The 20,770-nt window shown below is 68.9% G+C and carries 18 protein-coding genes (1 of these 18 running past the window's edge); 9 read left to right on the top strand and 9 right to left on the bottom strand.

The features are described from left to right. Positions 1–5: 5 nt before the first annotated feature. Together AB8P05_RS25295 and AB8P05_RS25290 are read right to left on the bottom strand one after the other, a co-directional pair. Positions 6–431: a phage holin family protein gene (locus AB8P05_RS25295; RefSeq protein WP_472760898.1), complete on the bottom strand. Its 426-nt coding sequence runs from the start codon at positions 429–431 to the stop codon at positions 6–8. Beyond that, entirely contained in the window at positions 428–1,504 is a 1,077-nt protein-coding gene (locus tag AB8P05_RS25290) for a hypothetical protein (protein ID WP_472760897.1), read from the bottom strand. Before AB8P05_RS25290 ends, AB8P05_RS25295 begins: the two co-directional genes overlap by 4 nt. A 206-nt stretch (positions 1,505–1,710) precedes the next feature. Between AB8P05_RS25290 and AB8P05_RS25285 the strand changes: the two genes are divergently transcribed. Both AB8P05_RS25285 and AB8P05_RS25280 read left to right on the top strand, forming a co-directional pair. Then, positions 1,711–2,841, top strand: a complete 1,131-nt coding sequence (locus tag AB8P05_RS25285) for a hypothetical protein (RefSeq protein WP_472760896.1) — start codon at positions 1,711–1,713, stop codon at positions 2,839–2,841. A gap of 197 nt (positions 2,842–3,038) precedes the next feature. Further along, on the top strand, positions 3,039–5,198 hold the full coding sequence (locus AB8P05_RS25280; RefSeq protein ID WP_472760895.1) for a malate synthase G: 2,160 nt from the start codon (positions 3,039–3,041) through the stop codon (positions 5,196–5,198). Between the two features lie 157 nt (positions 5,199–5,355). On the opposite strand, the gene AB8P05_RS25275 is transcribed toward AB8P05_RS25280, so the two are convergent. Both AB8P05_RS25275 and AB8P05_RS25270 read right to left on the bottom strand, forming a co-directional pair. Further along, positions 5,356–6,672 (bottom strand): class I SAM-dependent methyltransferase, encoded by a 1,317-nt coding sequence (locus tag AB8P05_RS25275; protein WP_472760894.1) that lies wholly within the window; start codon positions 6,670–6,672, stop codon positions 5,356–5,358. A gap of 9 nt (positions 6,673–6,681) precedes the next feature. Further along, entirely contained in the window at positions 6,682–7,158 is a 477-nt protein-coding gene (locus tag AB8P05_RS25270) for a class I SAM-dependent methyltransferase (RefSeq protein WP_455174735.1), read from the bottom strand. Positions 7,159–7,589: 431 nt separating this feature from the next. On the opposite strand from AB8P05_RS25270, the gene AB8P05_RS25265 reads away from it, so the two are divergent. After that, positions 7,590–8,411, top strand: coding sequence for a ParB/RepB/Spo0J family partition protein (locus tag AB8P05_RS25265; RefSeq protein ID WP_455174736.1), 822 nt, complete (start codon positions 7,590–7,592; stop codon positions 8,409–8,411). 29 nt (positions 8,412–8,440) lie between these two features. On the opposite strand, the gene AB8P05_RS25260 is transcribed toward AB8P05_RS25265, so the two are convergent. Beyond that, positions 8,441–9,073 carry an MBL fold metallo-hydrolase gene (locus tag AB8P05_RS25260; protein WP_472761189.1) on the bottom strand — a complete coding sequence of 211 codons (633 nt, stop codon included), beginning with the start codon at positions 9,071–9,073 and terminating at the stop codon, positions 8,441–8,443. A 258-nt stretch (positions 9,074–9,331) separates the two neighbouring features. Here AB8P05_RS25260 and AB8P05_RS25255 point away from each other — a divergent pair, with 258 nt between their 5' ends. Then, complete coding sequence (locus AB8P05_RS25255; RefSeq protein ID WP_149225602.1) at positions 9,332–9,784, top strand: RrF2 family transcriptional regulator; 453 nt, start codon at positions 9,332–9,334, stop codon at positions 9,782–9,784. Between the two features lie 100 nt (positions 9,785–9,884). Further along, positions 9,885–10,589 (top strand): SDR family oxidoreductase, encoded by a 705-nt coding sequence (locus tag AB8P05_RS25250; RefSeq protein ID WP_472760893.1) that lies wholly within the window; start codon positions 9,885–9,887, stop codon positions 10,587–10,589. 279 nt (positions 10,590–10,868) lie between these two features. Here AB8P05_RS25250 and AB8P05_RS25245 read toward each other — a convergent pair whose 3' ends face one another. The 3 genes from AB8P05_RS25245 to phoU all read right to left on the bottom strand — a co-directional run bounded on the left by AB8P05_RS25245 (position 10,869) and on the right by phoU (position 14,402). Then, complete coding sequence (locus AB8P05_RS25245; RefSeq protein ID WP_455174738.1) at positions 10,869–12,161, bottom strand: adenylosuccinate synthase; 1,293 nt, start codon at positions 12,159–12,161, stop codon at positions 10,869–10,871. 101 nt (positions 12,162–12,262) lie between these two features. After that, a complete protein-coding gene (locus AB8P05_RS25240; protein WP_472760892.1) occupies positions 12,263–13,429 on the bottom strand; it encodes an ATP phosphoribosyltransferase regulatory subunit in 1,167 nt (388 codons plus the stop codon). A gap of 202 nt (positions 13,430–13,631) precedes the next feature. Then, a complete protein-coding gene (phoU, locus tag AB8P05_RS25235) occupies positions 13,632–14,402 on the bottom strand; it encodes a phosphate signaling complex protein PhoU (protein WP_455174740.1) in 771 nt (256 codons plus the stop codon). 286 nt (positions 14,403–14,688) lie between these two features. On the opposite strand from phoU, the gene AB8P05_RS25230 reads away from it, so the two are divergent. The 3 genes from AB8P05_RS25230 to AB8P05_RS25220 are packed head-to-tail and all read left to right on the top strand — an operon-like array spanning position 14,689 to position 19,310. Then, a complete protein-coding gene (locus tag AB8P05_RS25230; protein ID WP_472760891.1) occupies positions 14,689–15,396 on the top strand; it encodes a hypothetical protein in 708 nt (235 codons plus the stop codon). 25 nt (positions 15,397–15,421) lie between these two features. After that, on the top strand, positions 15,422–17,560 hold the full coding sequence (locus tag AB8P05_RS25225; RefSeq protein WP_472760890.1) for a CHASE2 domain-containing protein: 2,139 nt from the start codon (positions 15,422–15,424) through the stop codon (positions 17,558–17,560). 37 nt (positions 17,561–17,597) lie between these two features. Continuing rightward, a complete protein-coding gene (locus AB8P05_RS25220; protein ID WP_472760889.1) occupies positions 17,598–19,310 on the top strand; it encodes a ShlB/FhaC/HecB family hemolysin secretion/activation protein in 1,713 nt (570 codons plus the stop codon). 78 nt (positions 19,311–19,388) lie between these two features. Here the strand turns inward: AB8P05_RS25220 and AB8P05_RS25215 are convergent, their stop codons facing one another. Beyond that, on the bottom strand, positions 19,389–20,003 hold the full coding sequence (locus AB8P05_RS25215) for a cold-shock protein (RefSeq protein WP_472760888.1): 615 nt from the start codon (positions 20,001–20,003) through the stop codon (positions 19,389–19,391). Between the two features lie 411 nt (positions 20,004–20,414). Between AB8P05_RS25215 and AB8P05_RS25210 the strand changes: the two genes are divergently transcribed. Beyond that, on the top strand, positions 20,415–20,770 hold the beginning of the coding sequence (locus AB8P05_RS25210) for a right-handed parallel beta-helix repeat-containing protein (RefSeq protein ID WP_472760887.1). The gene runs 1,522 nt beyond the window's last position; the window shows 356 of its 1,878 coding nt (coding positions 1–356); it begins with the start codon at positions 20,415–20,417; its stop codon lies beyond the right edge, outside the window.

Raw genomic sequence — 20,770 nt, 5'->3', positions numbered from 1 at the left:
GCCCCTCAGCGGGCAAGCTGGGACTTGGCCCAACGCTTGTCCTCTTCCAGCGTGTTCATGGTGCGGCGGGGGCGGAGGTTGGCGGGGCTCAGCCGGTTCTTGCCGACATAGGCCAGGATGCCGCCCACCGCCAGAACCACCACGCCGACGATCAGCGCGGACAGCCACGGGGCCAGGACGTTGGACAGGCCGAGAACCGCAGCGGCAAGCAGGACCAGGACGCCGGCGAAGGCGACCAGTCCGCCGACGGCGATGAAGGCCACGCCGCCTGCGGCCTCGGCGGCCTTGTCGGTCAGCTCGGCCTTCGCCAACGCGATCTCGGATCGGGCGAGGTTGGCGGATTCGCGGGCGAGATCGGCGAACAGGCCGGCAAGCGGCCGGTCCTGCCGCGGATCCCGCGGCTCGTCATAGCGGTTCTCGGCGGCGCTCATGGACGCTGACCCTGCGGCTTGGAGGTGGAGGTGGTGCCGGCGGCCCCGCCCTGGGTCCCGCTGGTGCCGGTGTTGCCAACGCCGCTGACGCCGGTCGTGCCGGCATTCACGGAACTGCCGGCGCTGCCGGTGGTGCCCGACACGCCGGCCGGCGTGCTCACCGTGCTGGTGCCCAGCGCCGTATCGGCGGTCGGCGACGCGGTGCGGCCGGTGACGGAGGCCGGAGCGGTGGACAGCGGCATGCCGATGCGGCCGGCGGCCGGCTTCGGCTCACCCAGGCGCTCCGCCCCGCGCTCCGACTCCATGCGGCCGGCGAGGCTGCCGGTGTTGACGCTGGATGACCCGGTGGTGGGGGTGTCCGCGCTGTGGGACGGCGTGCTGCGGCTGACGGACTCGGCGATGCCGCCGGCCATGCCGCGGCTGGGCGACCGGTCGGAGTCGCGGTTCATGTCGCGGCTGCGGTCGCGGCCGGTGTCGTAGGCGGTGCCGCGGGTGCTGCGCACGGACTGCGACGGGTGGGCGTTGCCGCGCAGCGAGGTGGAGGCACGGTGCATCCGCCGCTCGCCGGAGCTCTTGATGAAGCGCGCGGCCAGGAAGCCGACGGCGAAGGCGGCGCCGATGAAAATCTCCGGCTGGCGGCGGGCGAAGCCTTCGACCTCGCCGACGATGTCGTCGACGGTGGCGTCGCGCAGCATGTCGGCGACGCGCTCCACGCGGTCGGCCGCCTGCACGGCGTAATCGGCGACCACGCCGCCGTTCTCGCCACCATTTTCCTGCTTCAGCTGCTCTGCGGCCTTGTGCAGGGCGTTGGCGACGCCGCCGAGCTGGTCGGCGGCGCGGCCGGTCTGCTGTTCCAGCAGCGAGCGGATGCGGCCCTGGGCCTGGCCCAGCGTCTCGCGACCGGTCGAAACGGCGTCTTCGGCGGCGCGGTTGACGGTCTGCTTGATGTCATCGACGCTGCCGCGCCCGCCCGACAGGGTATTGGCGGTGGTGGAGCTGCCGGCGGTGGAATGTCCAGTGGTGGAGCCGGTCGGGGTCGTTCCGCCGGTGCCGGTCATGTCGCGGTTCGGCATCGTGTCTTTCCTCCTCGGGATTCCGGTATTCCGCGGCTCCGCGCCTGCGGTTTCGAACCGCCCGTTGCGGAATCGGGTGTCGTGAAGTGAAACACCAGCCAAGCCTTCGGGGTTCCACGGAGGCGTCGCGCGAAATGGACAGTCGCGGCGATTGTGCTAAACTTTGCCGCGAACATCCTGGTTCGGCCGGGCCGGAGGGTGGCGGCATGAGCGTCTTCAGCGTGGTGGCGGACGGCCAGTCCGGCCTTTTCCGACTGCAGCAGGCGAAGAAACCCTGGGAGAAGGAGCTGGAGGCGAAGGACGCCAAAGGCCAGCTCGCCCAGAAGGCGGAGCGCGCGCAGTCCTTGACCCAGCCCTCCGCCAAATGGCAGAGCGACAACGCCACCGCGCGCGCCGCGCTGGAGGAGGCGCGGCGGGTCGGCGGGTCCAAGGAGGCCGCAGCCGCCCGGCTGGAACAGGTCGAACGCAAGATCGAGCAATTGAAGCTGGCGATGCGCTTCGCCCAGGGCGATGCGCAGAAGCTGGCGGCCCTGGCGCGCGAAGCGGCGCTGCTGGCGCGCGAGGCCGGGCGCGCCGCCAAGGAATATGGCGCCGGCATCAAGGCGGCGGCGGAGATGGGGCTGCCCGGCGACAGCGCTGCGGCCGCCGGCGGAACGGTCCTGTCCAGCGAGACCACCATCACCCGCAGCAGCACAAGCCTGACCCTGCAGCAGACCGAAGTGACGCTGACCATCGGGTTTTCGGCGGGGGAGGGCGCGTCCGCCCAAGGCACGGCAGCCGCCGCCGACCTGATGGCCGCCGATGCCGCGGCGGCGGCTGGGTCCGCCGGCCAAACCGCGTCTCAGGATGGCGCGCTGCCCGACGAGGTCGCCCGGCTGGTCGAGGATGTGTTGTCCGGGCTCGGTGCCGCCGGGTTGACCGGGAATGGCGGGGCGACCGGCAGGGCGACCGGTGGCCACGGCCCGATGATCCAGCAGCTGATGGCCGACAACGCCATGAAGATGTCGCGCTACCGCGAAGCCGATGCCTTCGGCCAGCGGGTGGAGGGCGTGCTCGCCACCTCCAAGCGCATCATCGGGGAGGCGAAGGCCGCCAACATGCTGGATGAATCGGAAAAGCGGCGGCGGGAGCGGCGCGAGGGCTTCAAGGCCGACGACAAGATGGTCGAGGCCGCCCAGAAGGAGGTGAACGCCCTGCGCGCCGCCGCCTTCGGATCCAGCGAGGCGCTCGGCGTCGCCGGGCTGCTTGCTGGTGGCGATGCCGACGCGGCGGATGTCCTGGCGATGCCGGGCGCCTCGGCCGCCCAGCCGGCGGCGGCGCTCGATCTGCTCGCCTGACCCGGTGGCCTGACCCGGTGGCCTGAGCCGGCGGCCTCACCGGGGCCGGCGGACGGCGGCCGTCTGCTACCATTTCTCCATACGCTGCGGTGCGACATTGTGTTGACCGGCTTGCGCGGAAGACGCGATAACCGATGACCAAGACTCCCGGAGAGGAGTCTGCGAACCGAGCGCAAGAGAATGGGACACGCAACGAGATGAGCAACTGGATCCGCCGTGGCGGCCTCGAGATCGCCCAACCGCTGTACGACTTCATCAATAACGAGGCGCTGCCGGGGACCGGTGTCGACGCCGACCGTCTCTGGACCGGCCTCGACCAGCTCCTGCACGAGCTGGCGCCGCGCAACAAGGCGCTGCTGGACAAGCGCGACCAGTTGCAGGCGCAGATCGACGCGTGGCATGCCTCCCGCCGCGGTAAGGTCTTCGATCAGGCCGAATACGAGTCCTTCCTGCGCGAGATCGGCTATCTGGTGCCGGAGGGCGGCGACTTCGCCGTCGGCACCGGCAACGTCGATCCGGAGATCGCCTATCTCGCCGGCCCGCAGCTGGTGGTGCCGATCACCAACGCCCGCTATGCCCTGAACGCCGCCAATGCGCGCTGGGGCAGCTTGTACGATGCGCTGTACGGCACCGACGCTATCCCCGGCACCCCGGCGGCCGGCGGCTATGACGCCGCCCGCGGCGCGCAGGTGATCGCCTGGGCCCGCAAGTTCCTGGACGACAGCGTTCCGCTCGCCGAGGGCAGCCATGCCGACGCCACGGCCTATGCGGTCGAGGGCGATGCGCTGGCGGTGACGCTGAAGTCCGGCGGCAAGACCGGCCTGAAGGACAAGGCCGCCTTCGTCGGCTGGCAGGGCGAGGCGTCGGCCCCGTCGGCCGTGCTGCTGGTGCAGAACGGCACCCACATCGAAATCCGCATCGACCGCAACAGCGTGATCGGCAAGGACGATGCCGCCGGCGTCGCCGACGTGGTTCTGGAAGCCGCGCTGTCGACCATCCAGGACTGCGAGGATTCCGTCGCCGCCGTGGATGCGGAGGACAAGGTCGTCGCCTACCGCAACTGGCTGGGCCTGATGAAGGGCACGCTGGAGGCCAGCTTCCCCAAGGGCGACAAGACGGTCGTCCGCAAGCTGAACCCCGACCGCACCTACACCACGCCGGCCGGCAGCGTCACCCTGCATGGCCGCAGCCTGCTGCTGGTCCGCAACGTCGGCCATCTGATGACCATCGACATGGTCAAGCTGTCCGACGGCAGCGAGGCGCCGGAAGGCATTCTGGACGGCGTCTTCACCTCGCTGATCGCGCTGCACGATCTGAAGGGCAACGGCGCCCTGCGCAACAGCCGCGCCGGCTCGGTCTACATCGTGAAGCCGAAGATGCACGGGCCGGAAGAGGTCGCCTTCACCGACGAGCTGTTCGGCCGCGTCGAGGATCTGCTGGGCATGGCCCGCAACACCCTCAAGGTCGGCATCATGGACGAGGAGCGGCGCACCACCGTCAACCTCAAGGAGTGCATCCGCGCCGCCAAGGACCGCGTGGTGTTCATCAACACCGGCTTCCTGGACCGCACCGGCGACGAGATCCACACCTCGATGGAGGCCGGCCCGGTCGTCCGCAAGGCGGCGATGAAGGCCACCAAATGGATCGCGGCCTATGAGGACAACAATGTCGATGTCGGCCTGAAGGCGGGTCTGAAGGGCCGCGCGCAGATCGGCAAGGGCATGTGGGCGATGCCCGACCTGATGGCCGACATGCTGGTCGCCAAGATCGGCCACCCGAAGGCCGGCGCCAACACCGCCTGGGTCCCGTCGCCGACCGCCGCCACCCTGCACGCCACCCACTATCACGCCGTGAACGTGGCCGAGGTGCAGGACCAGTTGGCCAAGCGTCAGGCAGCATCTCTGTCCGACATCCTGACCATCCCGCTCGCCGACCGCCCCAACTGGTCGGAGGACGAGATCCGGCAGGAGCTGGAGAACAACGCCCAGGGCATCCTCGGCTATGTGGTGCGCTGGATCGACCAGGGCGTCGGCTGCTCCAAGGTGCCGGACATCCACGATGTGGGGCTGATGGAGGACCGCGCCACCCTGCGCATCTCCAGCCAGCACATCGCCAACTGGCTGCACCACGGCATCTGCACCGAGGCCCAGGTGATGGAGGTCATGAAGCGCATGGCCGCCGTCGTCGACAAGCAGAATGCCGGCGATCCGCTGTACAAGCCGATGGCCGGCAACTTCGACGGCAGCATCGCCTTCCAGGCGGCCTGCGATCTGGTGTTCAAGGGCCGCGTCCAGCCCAACGGCTACACCGAGCCGGTCCTGCATGCCCGCCGCCGGCAGGTGAAGGCGGCGGGGTGAGGTGATGGCGGCGGGGGAGGGTTTTGCCCCCTCCCTAACCCTCCCCGCCTTCGGCGGGAGAGGGGACTGCCGCCGACCTCTACATTGCTTCGGCAAGCGTCCTACCCCCTCTCCCGCGAAGCGGGGAGGGATGGGGAGGGGGCAACCGCCGCAGCATTTATGATCGGATATCCAACACCCGCACCGCCACCTGCTTGGTGTAGGGACTGGCCGCGAAATACTCGTACTGCACCGCAGTCTCCGCGGCGAACTCCTGGAACGCCCGGTACTCGTCGTCGCGCCAGCTGCGGTTGCCGATATACTCGTCGAAGACGATGACGGTCCCCGGCCGCACCCGATCCGCCAGCGCGGTCAACACCGTGCGGGCCGAGGCGTAGATGTCGCTGTCCACATTCACGAACCGCACCGGTCCCGGATGGGCCGCCAGGAACGGCGGCAGGCTGTCCTCGAACCAGCCCACATGCAGGCGGGCGTTGTCGCGCACCGGCGGCAGTTGGCTGCCGGTGGTCAGCACCCCGCGGGGGGAGTTCACCCAGCCTTCCGGCAGGCCCTCGAACAGATCGAAGCCGTGGACCTCCTGCCCCGCCGCATCGGCGATGTGGTCGAGCGAAGTGCCACGGCGCACGCCGAACTCCAGCACCAGGCCCGGCGTGGTGGCGCAGGACAGCGCATGGCGAAGCAGCCGGCCGCTGTTGCCGAACAGGCGGAAGTCGGGCGAGAGCTTCGGCAGCAGCGCCCTGGCCCCGTCCGGCAGCGGCCGGCGCTTTGGGTTGTCGCCGATCTCCGCCGCCTCCACCGCATCGGCCTCCGCGCTGCGGCCGAGCAGCCGCAGGGTGGCGGCGAGATAGCCCCAATATTTGCCGTTGGCCCCGCCGCAGCGGGTGGCGCGACGCAGGCGGCGCAGCGCCTCTTCCGGGCCGTGATCGTGCAGCGCCTGGGCATGGCTGCCGAACCACGCCGCGGCATGTTCGGGGTCGTCGGCCAGCAGTGCGTCGAAATGGGCCAGCGATTCCGCATCGCGGCCGAGATAGGCGGCGGCCATCGCCGCCTCGTACCGGATGTCGGGTGAGGTATCGCCGCCTGCCAACGCCTTGCGCGCCAGGACCAGCGCGTCGTCATAGCGGGCGTCGCGGCGCAGGGCGCCGGCCAGCGCCGTCGTCAGCGGTGCGCGTCCGGGGGCGACTCGGACCGCACGCTCGAACCAGCGGACGGCGGGGAAGGGGGCGTTGTCGGCCTGATGGGCCTGGGCCAGGGCGGCAAGGCGGTCGGCGTCGTCCGGACGGTCCGCCAGCACCCGGCGCAGGCAGGCAATTGCCGCCGGGGCGTCACGATGGCCGAGAAGCGCCAGCCCCAGCAGTTGCAGCCGCTCCAGGCCGTTGGGAATGGCGTCGCCGCGCAGCAGGCGCAGGGCGGGGCGGTAACGGCGCGCGTCGATCAGGGCGCGCGCCTCATCCAGGACAGTGTCAGCGGTCAAAACGACTCGTCAGGGCAGCCGGCGGAAGGTCCACACCGACGCCGGCGGCAGGTTCCGGGCGATCCAGGCATGGCGCCGCGGCTTCAGCCGCAGCCGCCGGATCAACTCCGGATTCACCGGGGCGAAGGGGCCGTAGGTGAATTGCACGAAAACACCGTCGGGCGCCAGCACGGAAAAGGCGCCGCGCACGATCCGCGCCTGGACCGACAGCGGCATGGCGATCAGCGGCAGGCCCGACACCACCGCGTCGCAGGTCTCCCAGCCATGGGCCTGGACGATCCGATGCACCCGCGTCGCATCGCCGCGCACCACCGTCGCGTCCGGATGCAGCACCGACAGATGGTCCGCGAAGGCGGGGTCTAGTTCCACCATCAGCAGATTGCCGGGAGCGACGCCATGGCCGAGCAGGGCGGAGGTGACCGGACCGGTGCCCGGCCCCAGCTCCACCACGCGGCGGTCGGGACCGCATTGGGCGGCCTTTGCCATGGCGCGGCACAGTTCGGGACCGCTTGGAGTTACCGATGCGACCTTCAGGGGTGAGCGAATCCAGCGCTCGACAAATAGCTTGCGTTCAGCAAGTGACATCGACCGACCTCCCAACAGACGCCGGATCAATTCCTCGGCTCTGCTTCAACCCTTTCTACTGAGTTACGTTTCATTGCGCCAGCCGAATGGATTTTGAATGATCGTTTAACAAAACGGTGACCGAGTCATGAAACTTTATGGTCGTCGAGTATTTGAGGCGTATTCGCCGATGGAGGTAGGCTGAAGGGGGCGGGAAGGACGGCGGCCGGCATTCTTGCGAACCGCAGGCGCCATGTTCTCCTTTTCTTCCACTCCACCGTTGACATGGCCGGGACCGGCGGGGCACCGTTGCGGAACCGGAAGGACTGGGAACCAGGGGACCAGAACACGACATGCCGACGCTCGCGCCCGATCATTCGGACCTGTTCGACGACGTGGGCAAGCCGCCCCGGCTGCTGGAACTCGACGTCGCACGGATCATGCGCAATCCGGGCATGCCGCGCCGTCACTTCGACCCTGAAGAGATGCAGGGGCTGGCCGACTCGATCGCGCATTATGGGCTGAAGCAGCCGATCCTGGTGCAGGAGGTCGTGGGCGGCCACCGGCTGGTCGCCGGCGAACGGCGGCTGCGCGCGCACGAGATGCTGGGGCTGGCGACCATCTATGCGCTGGTCACCTCCGGCAACCCGGACGAGCTGTCGCTGGTGGAGAATGTGCAGCGCGTCGATCTGGATGCGCTGGAACTGGCGGAGGCGCTGGCCCGGCTGATCGACCGCTTCGGCTACACGCAGGAGCAGCTGGGCCGCATCATCGGCAAGAGCCAGAGCAATGTCAGCCACACCCTGCGGCTGAACAGCCTGCCGGAGACGATCAAGCAGGAGTATGCCGCCGCCCATCATGACGTGTCCCGCTCCACCCTGATCGAGATCGCCTGGATCAAGGATCTGGAAGAGCAGATGGCCCTGTGGGAACAGGTGAAGGCCGGCGACGGCACCGTCCAGGCCGCCCGCAGCCGCAAGGACGCCGCCAAGGAACCCTCGCTGCGCACCATATCTGCGGTCGGCCGCTTCCTCGACGCGCTGCGCCGGGCCACCGCCAAGCTGGGCGATCCGCGCGAGCACCGCGCCTATGTCGACGACATGCAGCGCCGCGAACTCATCAGCCTGCGCCGGCGCATCGACCTGCTGCTGGGTGACGAGCCGATGGTGGATTGAGGGACGGTTGGGTCAGTTAGACCTACGCCTCAGTCATTCAAAAACGGATTGTACAGCCGCTCTTCCCCGAAGCTGGACATCGGACCGTGGCCGGGGATGAAGGCGATGTCGTCGCCATAGGGGAACAGCTTGTCGCGGATCGAGGCGATCAGGTCGGCGTAGTTGCCCTTGGGGAAGTCGGTGCGGCCGATGGAGCCCTGGAACAGCACGTCCCCGACGATGGCGAGCTTCGACGGCCGGTGGACGAACACCACATGGCCGGGCGTGTGGCCCGGGCAGTGGCGCACCTCAAGCGTCTGGTTGCCGACGGTCACCGTGTCGCCCTCCTCCAGCCAGCGGTTGGGCGTGAAGGAACGGACGGGCGGGAAGCCGAACATCTGGCTCTGCATCGGCATGCCGTCGATCCAGAACTGATCCTCGCGGTGCGGACCCTCGATCGGCAGGGACAGCTTGTCGGCCAGATCGGCGACGGCGCCGGCATGGTCGATGTGGCCGTGGGTGACCAGGATCTTCTCAAGCGTCACGCCCTTCGCCTTCGCGGCGGCCAGGATGCGGTCCAGGTCGCCGCCGGGATCGATGGCGGCGCCCTTCATCGTCTCGGGGCACCAGAGCACCGTGCAGTTCTGCTGGAACGGGGTGACCGGAACGATGGCGTACTGCATGTCCTGACCTTCGGGCTGCTTGGAGATGGCGGAACGGACCAATGGGCCGCGCGACCTTAACGCGCCCGCGGCGGCCGTCGCAAACCATTCGCGCAAAGCCGGTCGCATTGGGCGGCGATTCTGGCTAAGGTCCGCAAGTCCGGTCGGGTGTCACGCCTTTGGGTGGAATACCGGGCCGGCACCAAATGTTAACCACTGAAGCTTTAGATCGGGGCGGCCGTACCAGCCGCCGCCGCAAATAATACGGATTCCGCCGGAATGCTGTCGCAGAAAGCCAAATACGCGTTGCGTGCCCTGATCATGCTGGCGGAGAAGGACAATGGCGATCTGATCCTGATCGCCGACATCGCCGAACGCGAGAACATCCCGCGCAAGTTCCTGGAAGCGATCCTGGTGGAACTGCGCAAGGAAGGGCTGCTGTTCGCCAAGCGCGGCAAGAGCGGCGGCTACCGGCTGGCGCGGCCGGCGGCGCAGATCACCTTCGGCGAGGTGATTCGCCTGATCGACGGTCATCTGGCCCCGATCCCCTGCGCCAGCAAGGCGTCCTTCCGGCCGTGCGAGGACTGCATCGACACGGCGACCTGCTCGGTCCGCTGGCTGATGGTCCAGGTCCGCGACGCCACCGCCGCCGTGCTCGACAACCAGACGCTGGCCGACGCCCTGCGCCATCGGCAGTCCACCGGCAACATCGCCGCCAACTTCGACATCTGACGCTGCGGACGTCCGCCCTCCCATCCTGAAATCGCGTTTGAGGCCATGCGCCCGTCTCCTTATGGTTGGCGGGACCAACATGGTTTCAGGAGGGTTCCGGATGTCTGGAGAGAAGGTGGCCGTCGTCACGGCCGGGGGCAGCGGCATGGGGGCGGCCTCCGCGCGCCGTCTGGCGGCCGACGGGTTCAAGGTCGCGATCCTGTCCTCCTCCGGCAAGGGCGAGGCGCTGGCGGCGGAGCTGGGCGGCATCGGGGTGACCGGGTCGAACCAGTCCAACGACGACCTGAAGCGGCTGGTCGACGCCACGATGGAACGATGGGGCCGCATCGACGCGCTGGTCAACAGCGCCGGGCATGGCCCGCGGGGGCCGCTGCTGGAGATCAGCGACGAGGACTGGCACCGCGGGATCGACGTCTATTTCCTGAACGTCGTGCGGGCGGTCCGGCTGGTGGCGCCGGTCATGGTGGCGCAGAAGTCGGGCTCCATCGTCAACATCTCCACCGCCTGGGCGTTCGAGCCGAGCGCGATGTTCCCGACCTCCGCCGTCGCGCGGGCAGGCCTGGCCGCCTACACCAAGATCTTCGCCGACCAGTATGCGGCGGACAATGTGCGGATGAACAACGTCCTGCCCGGCTGGATCGACAGCCTGCCGGCGACCGAGGAGCGCCGCCAGAGCGTGCCCATGCAGCGCTACGGCAGCAGCGACGAGATCGCCGCCACGGTGGCCTTCCTGGCCTCGCCGGGCGCCGGCTACATCACCGGCCAGAACATCCATGTTGATGGCGGGCTGACGCGGTCGGTGTGATCCGAATGGCGATCGCGTTTGAGTTTGGAGCGATGACTTTCCGTTTCGGAAGCCCTTCTCCCCTTGTGGGAGAAGGGTTGGGATGAGGGTGCCGACGGCTGAAAGCCGTTGGGAATCGTCGGTTTCCGACCCCTCACCCCGACCCCTCTCCCACAAGGGGAGAGGGGCTTTGTCGGCGAACCAAATCCGAATGCGATATTCCTGTTCTGGGTTGGGGCCACGGAAACGAAAAAGGGCCGGCAAAGCGCCGGCCCTTTTTCTTGCGAACCTTCAGCCGCGTCAGTCGGCGAACGGGTCGGTCATCAGGATGGTGTCGTCGCGTTCCGGGCTGGTCGACAGCAGCGCGACCGGGGCCTGGATCAGCTCCTCGATGTGGCGGACATACTTGACCGCCTGGGCCGGCAGCTCCGCCCAGGAGCGGGCGCCGCGGGTGGTGTCCTTCCATCCCTCGAAGGTCTCGTAGATCGGCTCGACGCGGGCCTGGGAGCCGGCGTTCGACGGGTAATAGTCCAGCTCCTGGCCGTCCAGGCGGTAGCCGACGCAGACCTTGATCTCGTCGAAGCCGTCCAGCACGTCCAGCTTGGTCAGGGCGATGCCGTCGATGCCGCCGGTCTTGACCGCCTGGCGGACCATGACGGCGTCGAACCAGCCGCAACGGCGCTTGCGCCCGGTGACGACGCCGAACTCCTTGCCCTTCTGGCCGATCAGCTCACCGATCTCGTCCTTCAGCTCGGTCGGGAAGGGACCGGAACCGACGCGGGTGGTGTAGGCCTTGCAGATGCCCAGCACATAGCCGACGGCGCGCGGGCCCATGCCGCTGCCCGCGGCGGCGTTGCCGGCCACCGTGTTGGAGGAGGTGACGTAGGGGTAGGTGCCGTGGTCGATGTCCAGCATCGTGCCCTGGGCGCCTTCGAACAGGATGCGCTTGCCGGCGCGGCGCAGCTCGTCCAGCTGCTTCCAGACGACGGCGGCGTAGGGCAGCACCTGCGGCGCGATCTCGCGCAGCGGGTCCAGGATGTCGGCCGGGGTCATCTCCGGCGCGCCCAGCGCGCGGAACAGGGCGTTGTGGTGGGCCAGCAGGGCGTCGACCTTCTCCACCAGCACGGCGTCGTCGGTCAGGTCGCACAGGCGGATGGCGCGGCGGGCCACCTTGTCCTCATAGGCCGGGCCGATGCCGCGGCCGGTGGTGCCGATCTTGCCCGCACCCTTGGCCTCTTCGCGCGCCTTGTCCAGCGCGCTGTGCACCGGCAGGATCAGCGGCACGTTCTCGGCGACGATCAGGTTCTCCGGCGTGACGGAGACGCCCTTCTCCTTGATGGCGTTCACTTCGCGGATGAAGGCCCACGGGTCGAAGACGACGCCGTTGCCGATGACCGACAGCTTGCTCTGGCGCACCACGCCGGACGGCAGCAGGCTCAGCTTGTATTCGACGCCGTTGATCACCAGCGTGTGGCCGGCGTTGTGACCGCCCTGGAAGCGCACCACCACATCGGCCCGGCTGGACAGCCAGTCGACGATCTTGCCCTTGCCCTCGTCGCCCCACTGGGCGCCGACCACCGCAACGTTGGCCATCTCTCGTCTCCGCAAAACTTCAAAAAGGAACCGCCCGACCGCCCGATCCGCCGCAGGGCACCATCCGCGCGGCGTGGGGGTCCGTTCACCCTAGAACCGGATCATCCGACCGGCTTCACGTCCCCGCCGGCCAGCCAATGGCCGCACTGGAGCCGCTTCGCCTCAGCAACCGCATCGGTCACCGGGGCGAGCCCGGCCACCGTCACCCAACCCTCGGCGCGCAGCCGGCGCGCAAACTCCCAGCCGGTGCCGTGCGGCACATACACGCGCCCCGGCGCCTTGGCGGCGGGAACCGCGCGCAGCAGCGTATCCATGTACAGCGTGAAGCCGGTCGCCGGCTCCCCGCGCCCATCTCCCTTGGCCTCACCCTGCGCCCCGGCGCGGTAGCGCCCGCCCTGACCCAGTTCGCCCGCCGCGCGGGAGAACAGGGTGAAGCTGAGGCCGGTCTGGTATTCGAAGCCGCGATGCTCGACCAGATCGACGGTCACCGTCAGGTCGGGCATCGCCGCGCGCAGCAGGGCCAGCGTGTCGGTCAGCCGGCGGCGGTCCTTCTCGGCCCCCTCCGGCAGCGGCAGGTCGGCCAGCGCCTTCATGGCGCGGTCGGCGGGGCCGGACGCGCTCATCAGCGATTCCAGCAGCGTCGCGGCCGGTCCGCCGACGGCGGCCACCGCGGCGGCATCCTTGCGGTCGAGCGCCGCGCGCAGCTGCCGGATCTCGTCATCGCCAAGGCCAAGCCCGGCGCAGATGCGCGACACCATGGTGGGAACGCAGAGGTCGACCGACAAATGCGGCACGCCGATGGCGGTCAGCGCCTGGACGGCCAGCAGCACCACCTCGGCATCCGCCTCCGCCTCCAAGGCACCAATCAGCTCGACGCCGACCTGGGTGAACTGGCGTTCGGGGCGCAGCTGCGATCCCTTCACCCGCAGCACCTGCCCGGCGTAGCACAGGCGCAGCGGCCGGGCCTCGTTCTTCAGGCGGGTGGTGGCGATGCGGGCGATCTGCGGGGTGATGTCGGCGCGCACCGCCATCATCCGCTGCGAATGCGGGTCCATCAGCCGGAAGGTCTGCTTGGACATCGCCGCGCCGGGTCCGGAGAGCAGGTTCTCCTCGAACTCCACCAGCGGGGGATCGACGCGGCGGTAGCCCTGCGCGGCGAATTCCGCCAGCAGGCGTTCGACGGCGGCCGCCTCGTGCGCCGCTTCGGACGGCAGCACGTCGTGCAGTCCGGCGGGGAGCAGGGCGGAACTCAATGCGTCGGCGGGCATGACCAGCGTCGTCTCGTTTCAGGCAGGGGACAGGGTGCCGCGGCGAATGTCGGACACACGGGGCGGGCTAATACCCGACACCCGCGCCGCATGCAAACGGAAAAGCCCCGCACTTCGGCGGTATCTCCCCTGCGCGGGCTGTGCGGACGGGATTTTCCGGCCTTTCGACCGGCAGGGATCGGACAAAGTGTCGCCGTCTCGGTCAGCCGGCGTCGGCCGGGCCGTGCTCGTCGTCCTGCAGATCGGTCAGGTCGGCGGACGGGACAGCCGGCGACACCACGGCGAAGCTGCTGCCGTCGTTCTTCCGCCGCACGACGGTCAGCGGCGTGCCGACCACCAGGAAATGGATGATCTCGGCGATGTTGGTGGCGTGGTCGCCGATGCGCTCCAGGTTCTTCGCCATGAACAGCAGATGCGTGCAGGGCGTGATGTTGCGCGGGTCCTCCATCATATAGGTCAGGACCTCGCGGAACAGGCTGGTGTAGAGGTCGTCCAGCTCCTCGTCGCGTTCCCAGGCGGCGATGGCCTTGTCCACGTCGCGCTCGATGTAGGCGTCGAGCACGTCCTTCAGGATGGCTTCGACCAGACGCCCCATGCGCGGGATGCCGGCCGCCGGGCGCACCACCGGCACCTGGGCCAGCGCCAGCGACCGCTTGGCGACGTTGGCGGCATAGTCGCCGATGCGTTCCAGGTCGGCGGAGACCTTCAAGGCCGACACGATCTCGCGCAGGTCCTGTGCCATCGGCTGGCGCAGGGCCAGCAGCCGCACCGCCTCCGCGTCGATGTCGCGTTCGTAGGCGTCGATCCGGGCGTCGGCCTGCATCACCTGGGAGGCCAGCCCGACGTCGCGCCGCGACACCGCCTTCACCGCGGCCTCCACCTGCGCCTCCGCCACGCCGCCCATCTGGGTCACGAGGTTCGACAGGCGCTGCAGTTCCTGCGCGAAGGAGCGGACGATGTGTTCGGTGCCCATGATCGGTCGCGACGCCCCATTGATGCCCGTCCCGACCGCCGCGGCCTTGACGGCCGTGCCAGCGCGGGACGCGTACAATAGCTGCGGGTGATGACGCCGGAATTGCGGGTTCGTTTCGGAAATATGACAATCTCGCGGCGGTTGTAGGGCGGCGTTACTGGCAACGGGATGCCGGGCCGACGTATTGGATTTGAAGTAACCCGGTAACTTCGCTAAAGGGTACACAGCCATTTCGAATCCGTCCGCAGCGGGCATACCCCGTTGCATTGACCGGGAGGCCGTTTCCATGTCCGTCGCGTTCCAGACGCCTGTCCGCGCGCTCGCCGCCGGCGCCCTGCTTCTGCTGGCCGCATCGCCGGCGGCACTCGCCGCCGACCCGGCGCCCGCCGGCACCGCCCCCACCGCGCTGGTGGAGGATGTGTCGGATGGCGTCGACGGCGTGCAGCCGATGGACTATCTGACGGCCGGCCGCACCGTGTCGCTGAAATCCGGCCAGACGCTGACGCTGAGCTACCTGGAATCCTGCGTGAACGAGACGATCACCGGCGGTTCGGTGACGGTCGGCGCCCGCGAGTCGGCGGTGCAGGGCGGAACCATCGACCGCCACACGCTGCCCTGCGACGGCGGCAAGCTGCTGCTGGCGTCGAACGAGGCGGGCAAGGCGGGGGTGACCGTCTTCCGCAGCGCGCCCATCGCGCTGCCGGGCATGAAGGCGCCGCTGCCCAAGCCTGACTTCACGCTGTTCAAGACCCATCCGGTGCTGATCCTGTCGGCCCCCGGCCCGGTCACCATCGACCGGCTGGACGTGCAGGGCATCGCGCTGACCACCGTCAACGTCCCCGGCACCACGCTGGACACCGCCAAGCAGGGCGCCGGGCTAGAACCCGGCGGCCTCTACAAGGTCTCCGCCGGGCAGAAGTCCTTCGTCGTCAAGATCGACGAGAAGGCGGCGGCCGGCGGCGGCCCGGCTCTCGGCCGGCTGATCCGTTTCTGACCGGCCGGGCGTGAGGCTGCCGACGATGAAGCTGCCCCGGCGCGTGAGGCTGGTCCTGCTCGGCGCCGTCGCACCGGTCCTCGCCGGGCTTCTGGCTCTGGCGGCCTCGCCATCCCTGCAGGGACCGTCCATCGACAGCCTCTACTGGCTGCGCGAGCGGCTGCACGGCCCGTGGCCGGCGCCCGACCCGTCGCCGGTGGTCGTGGTCGGCATCGACGAGGAGACCTACCGCCGCCCGCCCTTCGCCGGCACGCCGCAGGCGCTGTGGGGGCCGCGGCTGGGCACAGTGCTGGGGGCGATGCTGGACGGCGGGGCGGCGGCCATCGGCCTCGACCTCGTTCACCCGACTTCGGTCGAGACGCTGATCCCCGGTTTCGAGCGCGACTATCTGCTGACCCTGCGCCGCGGCGGCAAGGACGGCCGGCTGGTGCTGGCCAAGGTGCAGCACCAGAGCGACCCGCTGATGCCCTATCGCGGCTACATGATCGCCGCCGGGGTCAACAACGTCCGCTCGGTCAATCTGGTGGAGGATCCGGACGGCGTGCTTCGCCGCGTGCCGCTGACGCTGACCGTGACCGGACCTGACGGCCAGCCGAAGGCCGAGCCGGGCATGGCGGTGGAGGTGGCGTCGCGCGCGCTGAAGGCACCGCTGGAGCGGGGGGCCGACGGCTCCGCCACGCTGGGCGGCTACCGGCTGCCGGGCGGGGAGGGCAACCGGCTGCTGGTCAACCACGCCACGGCGCCCGGCGCCATCCCGACCTATTCGCTGGCCGACCTGCATGCCTGTGCCGAAGCCGGCAAGTCCGACTATTTCGCCAAGCATTTCAAAGGTAAGGCGGTGATGGTCGGCACCGTGCTGGACGTGGAGGACCGCAAGCTCTCCTCCAACCGCTGGGTGACGAAGCCAGAGGGGCTGAACCTGCCCGAACGCTGCGCCCTGCCGGTGATGAGCGACCTGTATGTCGCCGGTCGCACCCGCGACAGCATCCCCGGGGTCTACATCCACGCGGCCGCCATCTCCAATCTGATGGCCCATGATGCGCTGGAGGAAACCGGCCGGCCCGCCGCCGCGGCCCTGGTCCTGCTGCTGGCCGGACTGGCTGCGGTCGTGACGCTTGCGACGCGGCCGGCGGTGGCCGCGGCCGGCCTGCTGCTGCTGCTGGCGGGGTGGAGCGGGGTGGCGGTGCAGGCGTTCCAGGGCGGGCTGGTGCTGCCCTATCTGCAAGCGGCGCTGGCGGCGCTTCTGGTCTTCCCGCTGGCGCTCGGCTTCCGCTTCGCCGTGCTCGACCGCGACCAGCGGCACATCCGCAATGCTTTCAGGCTCTACCTGCCGGGCTCGCTGATCGACGACATGATCGCGTCGGGCCAGTCGCCCAGCCTGGGCGGGGAGGAGCGCGACCTGTCCATCCTGTTCTGCGACATCGCCGGATTCACCAGGATGTCGGAAGGGATGGAACCGGAAGCGCTGGTCGCCGTGCTGAACCGCTATTTCACGGTGATGACCGACATCATCGAGGCGCATGGCGGCTTCGTCGACAAATACATCGGCGACGCCGTGCTGGCGGTGTTCGGCGCTCCCTATGCCATCGACAACCATGCCCGCGCCGCGGTGTCGGCCGCCCTGGCGATGCGTCAGGCGATGGCGGACGATCCGACCCTGCTGGCGACGGCCAGCGGGCGCGGCTCCAACCGCACTGGCATCGCCACCGGTCCGGCGCTGATCGGCAACATCGGCTCGCCGCGCCGCTTCAACTACACGGTGATGGGCGACACGGTGAATCTGGCCTCCCGCCTGGAGGGTGCCAACAAATACTACAACACTGCGCTGATGGTCAGCGGCGAGACCGTGCGCCACCACGGCGACCCGGACGCCTTCCGCGCCCTGGACATCGTGCAGGTGGTCGGCCGCAGCGAACCGGTCGAGGTGTTCGAGCCGCTGTCCGAGGCCCGTCGCGCGGACCCGGAGGACCGCGCCCAGCGCGCCGCCTATGCCGCCGCCCTCGACCATTGGCGTGCCGGCCGCTTCGATGCGGCGGCGTCCGGCTTCCGCGCCCTGGTGGCCGGCGACGGTGCCGCGCTGGCGATGCTGCACAAGGCGGAAAAGCGCGTCGGCCATCCCGCCGAACCGGACTGGGCCGGCGTGACCGCGCTCACCGACAAATAGCCTTCGAGCCGCCCTTTCCAGGACCGCGATTCCCGCCATGCCCCGTCCCGTTCCGTGTTCCGCCCTGCGCCTTGTCCGCCTGTCCGCCCTGCTGCTGGCCGGCGTCGCCGTTCCGCTGCCGGTGCTGGCGCAGTCGGTTTCCCCGGTGCTGCCGCCCTCGCTCGACCCCAACCGGCTGGAGCAGCGTTTCGAGCGTCCCGCGGTGCCGCAGTCGGTCCCGGAAATCGAGATGCCGGAACCGGAAAAGGCCCCGCCGCCCCGCGACGCGGAACGCATCACCCTGACGCTCAACGAGATCCGCATCGACGGCAACGGCGTCTATGATGCCGACAGCCTGTCCGCCCTCTGGGGCGACAAGCTGGGCAAGCCGGTGACCCTCGCCGACCTTTATGCCATCCGCGACGCCATCACCGCACGCTACCGCAACGACGGCTATGTGCTGTCGCAGGCGGTGGTGCCGGCCCAGCGCATCCGCGACGGCGTCGTCCGCCTGCAGGTGGTCGAGGGCTATGTCAGCGAGGTGGTCGTCCAGGGCGAGGCGACCGACCGGCTGGACCTGCTGCGGCGGATGGGAGAGAAGATCAAGGCGTCGCGTCCGTTGCGCATGGCGGACATGGAACGCTACGTCCTGCTGGCCGACGATCTGCCGGGCGTGGCGGTGAAGACGGTGCTGGAGGCTTCGCCCGACACTCCCGGCGCCTCCCGTCTGACGCTGGCGCTGGAGCGCACGCCCTTCAACGGCTTCCTGTCGCTCGACAACCGCGGCACCCGCTCGGTCGGTCCGATGCAGCTGACCGGCGTTGCCAGCGCCGAGGACCAGCTCGGCCTGTTCGAGCGCACCACCGCCCAGGGCATCGTCACCCCGCAGATCCGCGAGTTGCGCTTCTTCGACGTCAGCCAGCTGGTGCCGGTGGATGCCGAAGGCACGACCGTCGAATATGGCGCCCGCCGCTCCTGGTCGCAGCCGGGCGACAGCGTCCGTCCGCTGGAGCTTTACAGCCTGACCAGTTCCGCCCGCATCGCGGTGGCGCACCCCTTCATCCGCAGCCGCGCGCAGACCCTGCGGGCCGGCGCCAGCTTCACCATCCGCGACAGCCGCACCGACGTGCTGGGCGACAAGCTCTCGCAGGACCGGCTGCGCATCGTTGCCGCCAATGTCTCCTACGACTTCGCCGACGATTGGGGCGGTGCGAACCTGCTGACGGCGGAGCTGTCCAAGGGCTTGGACATCCTGAACTCCACCTCGTCCGGCAGCGCCAACCTGACCCGCAGCGGCGGGCGTAGCGATTTCCGCAAGCTTCTGGTCTCCGCCCAGCGCAACCAGCCGCTGGACGACTCGCTGATCCTGGTTCTGTCCGGCGAAGCGCAGTACAGCCCTGACCAGCTGCTGTCGTCGGAAGAATACGGCCTGGGCGGCAAGCAGTACGGCCGCGCCTTCGACCCGTCGGAAATCACCGGCGACAGCGGTTTCGCCGGCCGGGCGGAACTGCAGTACATCCTGCCGCTGCAGGAGGAGGGGCTGGACTACGCCGTCGCCTATGGTTTCGGCGACTATGGCGCGGTCTACAACTATGAAGGCGGCACGCGCCACGGCCGCCGCTCGCTCGCCTCGGCCGGCGCCGGACTGCGCTTCGGCGTGTTCCGGCGGATCGACGGCAGCGTGGAGGTGGCGAAGCCCTTCATCACCACGCCCTTCAGCACGCAGGACCGCGCCCCGCGCGTTTTCTTCACCCTGTCGACACGCTTCTGACCGGAGAAACGGAAAAAATTCGTGCGGAGCGCCTGTCGGGCCCTCCGCACGGCATCGTTTTCCGGCAGCGGTTTTCCGTCAGATCAGTTCGACCCGCTGAGCGACCGGCGCATCCTCCGACCCGACGGCCAGATAGCGCACGTCCTCGCCGTCGGCGACGATGTCCAGGCCGGATTGGCGCAGGGTGGCGCGGTCGAAATAGACGGTCGCCCCGTCTTCCCACGGCTCGATCAGGCCGGACTGGCTGTCCAGATTGTACCAGCGCACCGTGCCGTAGGCCATGGTCGCCGGGCCGGTGGGCTCGGCATGACGCTCGCGCCGTTCACGCGGCGGCTTGGGCGCGCGGACGAGGGGCTCGCCGCCCTCCTCGGGCTGGGCCGACGGCTGGGCGGCCGACGCGGTGGGGCGGGGCGGGCGCTGGTTGCGGGCCCGCGGGGCCGGCGGCGTTTCCGGCGGCGTGGCGGAGTGAATGGCGACGACCTGGGGCCCCTTGGCGCCCTGGGCCAGATCGCAGACCACCGTCGTGCCCTCGACCGGGTTGGGCAGGGAGGCGGCAGCCAGGACCGAAGCGTGCAAGAAGGCCTCGCCGGAGCCATCGGCGAGGCGGACGAACCCAAAACCCTTTTCCGGCTTGAACCACTTTACCGTCGCGGTGACGTTCGTCGCGGTGACGTTCTTCAACTCTTCGCTCAAGACAGGTCCCTTTCACGTCCTGTAGGCCGGGGCGGGCGGTCCTGACGCTGAACTGGGCGTGGCACCGCTGTATGACCAAGAACAAGACCCCGGCGGTCACGAGCTTATCATAAAATTCCAGAAAATGACCAGCACAGTGATGCCCTGTGATGCATCAGCGATGGCCGCCGAACTCCGTCCATCCGCATGCACACGTATCGGGTGAACCATCTCTCAACGAGACCGATGAGCCGACTTGATGGAGCTTTGCAGACAAAACCGAACAGGACTGCCTTCAAATTTGAATAGGGTACCCAGATACAAGAAACCGATCTCGCGGTTCGCACCTGTCCATCAGAGGTACTAAGGCCGTAAATAAAAATTTAACTAAAAAATTTGACTCATGCCTCCATCAGAACGGAGGATTAATTGATGCCGACCACCGACCAGACCGCTTTCTTCGTGTCCACCAAGGGCAATGACAGCTGGTCCGGGCGGCTCGCCGCTCCCAACGCTGACCGCACCGACGGCCCCTTCGCCAGCCTCGAGAAGGCACGCGACGCCATGCGGTCGAGCGATATCGACACCACCTATGTCCGCGGCGGCACCTATCGCCTCGACAAGACGCTGACCCTCGATTCCCGCGACAGCGGTCATGGCTTCCTCGCCTACAAGGGCGAGACGCCGGTGCTGAGCGGCGGGGAACGGGTGACCGGCTTCACCAGCGAGGGCAAGGGGCTGTACTCGGCCAAGCTCTCGTCGGCCAATGGACTGGATGTCAGCATCGG

It is taken from the genome of Azospirillum sp. VT-I1, from assembly GCF_055698305.1.
The sequence above is the reverse complement of the archived record's forward strand: the minus strand, read 5'-3'. Positions and strand labels throughout refer to the sequence as shown.

What these genes read in the sequence shown, in the direction of transcription:
- AB8P05_RS25280 (WP_472760895.1), top strand. Translation starts at nt 3,039, where the DNA reads ATGAGCAACTGGATCCGCCGTGGCGGCCTCGAGATCGCCCAACCGCTG.
- AB8P05_RS25290 (WP_472760897.1), bottom strand. Translation starts at nt 1,504, where the DNA reads ATGCCGAACCGCGACATGACCGGCACCGGCGGAACGACCCCGACCGGC.
- AB8P05_RS25240 (WP_472760892.1), bottom strand. Translation starts at nt 13,429, where the DNA reads ATGCCCGCCGACGCATTGAGTTCCGCCCTGCTCCCCGCCGGACTGCAC.
- AB8P05_RS25270 (WP_455174735.1), bottom strand. Translation starts at nt 7,158, where the DNA reads ATGGCAAAGGCCGCCCAATGCGGTCCCGACCGCCGCGTGGTGGAGCTG.
- AB8P05_RS25230 (WP_472760891.1), top strand. Translation starts at nt 14,689, where the DNA reads ATGTCCGTCGCGTTCCAGACGCCTGTCCGCGCGCTCGCCGCCGGCGCC.
- AB8P05_RS25250 (WP_472760893.1), top strand. Translation starts at nt 9,885, where the DNA reads ATGTCTGGAGAGAAGGTGGCCGTCGTCACGGCCGGGGGCAGCGGCATG.
- AB8P05_RS25260 (WP_472761189.1), bottom strand. Translation starts at nt 9,073, where the DNA reads ATGCAGTACGCCATCGTTCCGGTCACCCCGTTCCAGCAGAACTGCACG.
- AB8P05_RS25225 (WP_472760890.1), top strand. Translation starts at nt 15,422, where the DNA reads ATGAAGCTGCCCCGGCGCGTGAGGCTGGTCCTGCTCGGCGCCGTCGCA.
- AB8P05_RS25255 (WP_149225602.1), top strand. Translation starts at nt 9,332, where the DNA reads ATGCTGTCGCAGAAAGCCAAATACGCGTTGCGTGCCCTGATCATGCTG.
- AB8P05_RS25265 (WP_455174736.1), top strand. Translation starts at nt 7,590, where the DNA reads ATGCCGACGCTCGCGCCCGATCATTCGGACCTGTTCGACGACGTGGGC.
- AB8P05_RS25285 (WP_472760896.1), top strand. Translation starts at nt 1,711, where the DNA reads ATGAGCGTCTTCAGCGTGGTGGCGGACGGCCAGTCCGGCCTTTTCCGA.
- AB8P05_RS25295 (WP_472760898.1), bottom strand. Translation starts at nt 431, where the DNA reads ATGAGCGCCGCCGAGAACCGCTATGACGAGCCGCGGGATCCGCGGCAG.
- AB8P05_RS25245 (WP_455174738.1), bottom strand. Translation starts at nt 12,161, where the DNA reads ATGGCCAACGTTGCGGTGGTCGGCGCCCAGTGGGGCGACGAGGGCAAG.
- phoU (WP_455174740.1), bottom strand. Translation starts at nt 14,402, where the DNA reads ATGGGCACCGAACACATCGTCCGCTCCTTCGCGCAGGAACTGCAGCGC.
- AB8P05_RS25220 (WP_472760889.1), top strand. Translation starts at nt 17,598, where the DNA reads ATGCCCCGTCCCGTTCCGTGTTCCGCCCTGCGCCTTGTCCGCCTGTCC.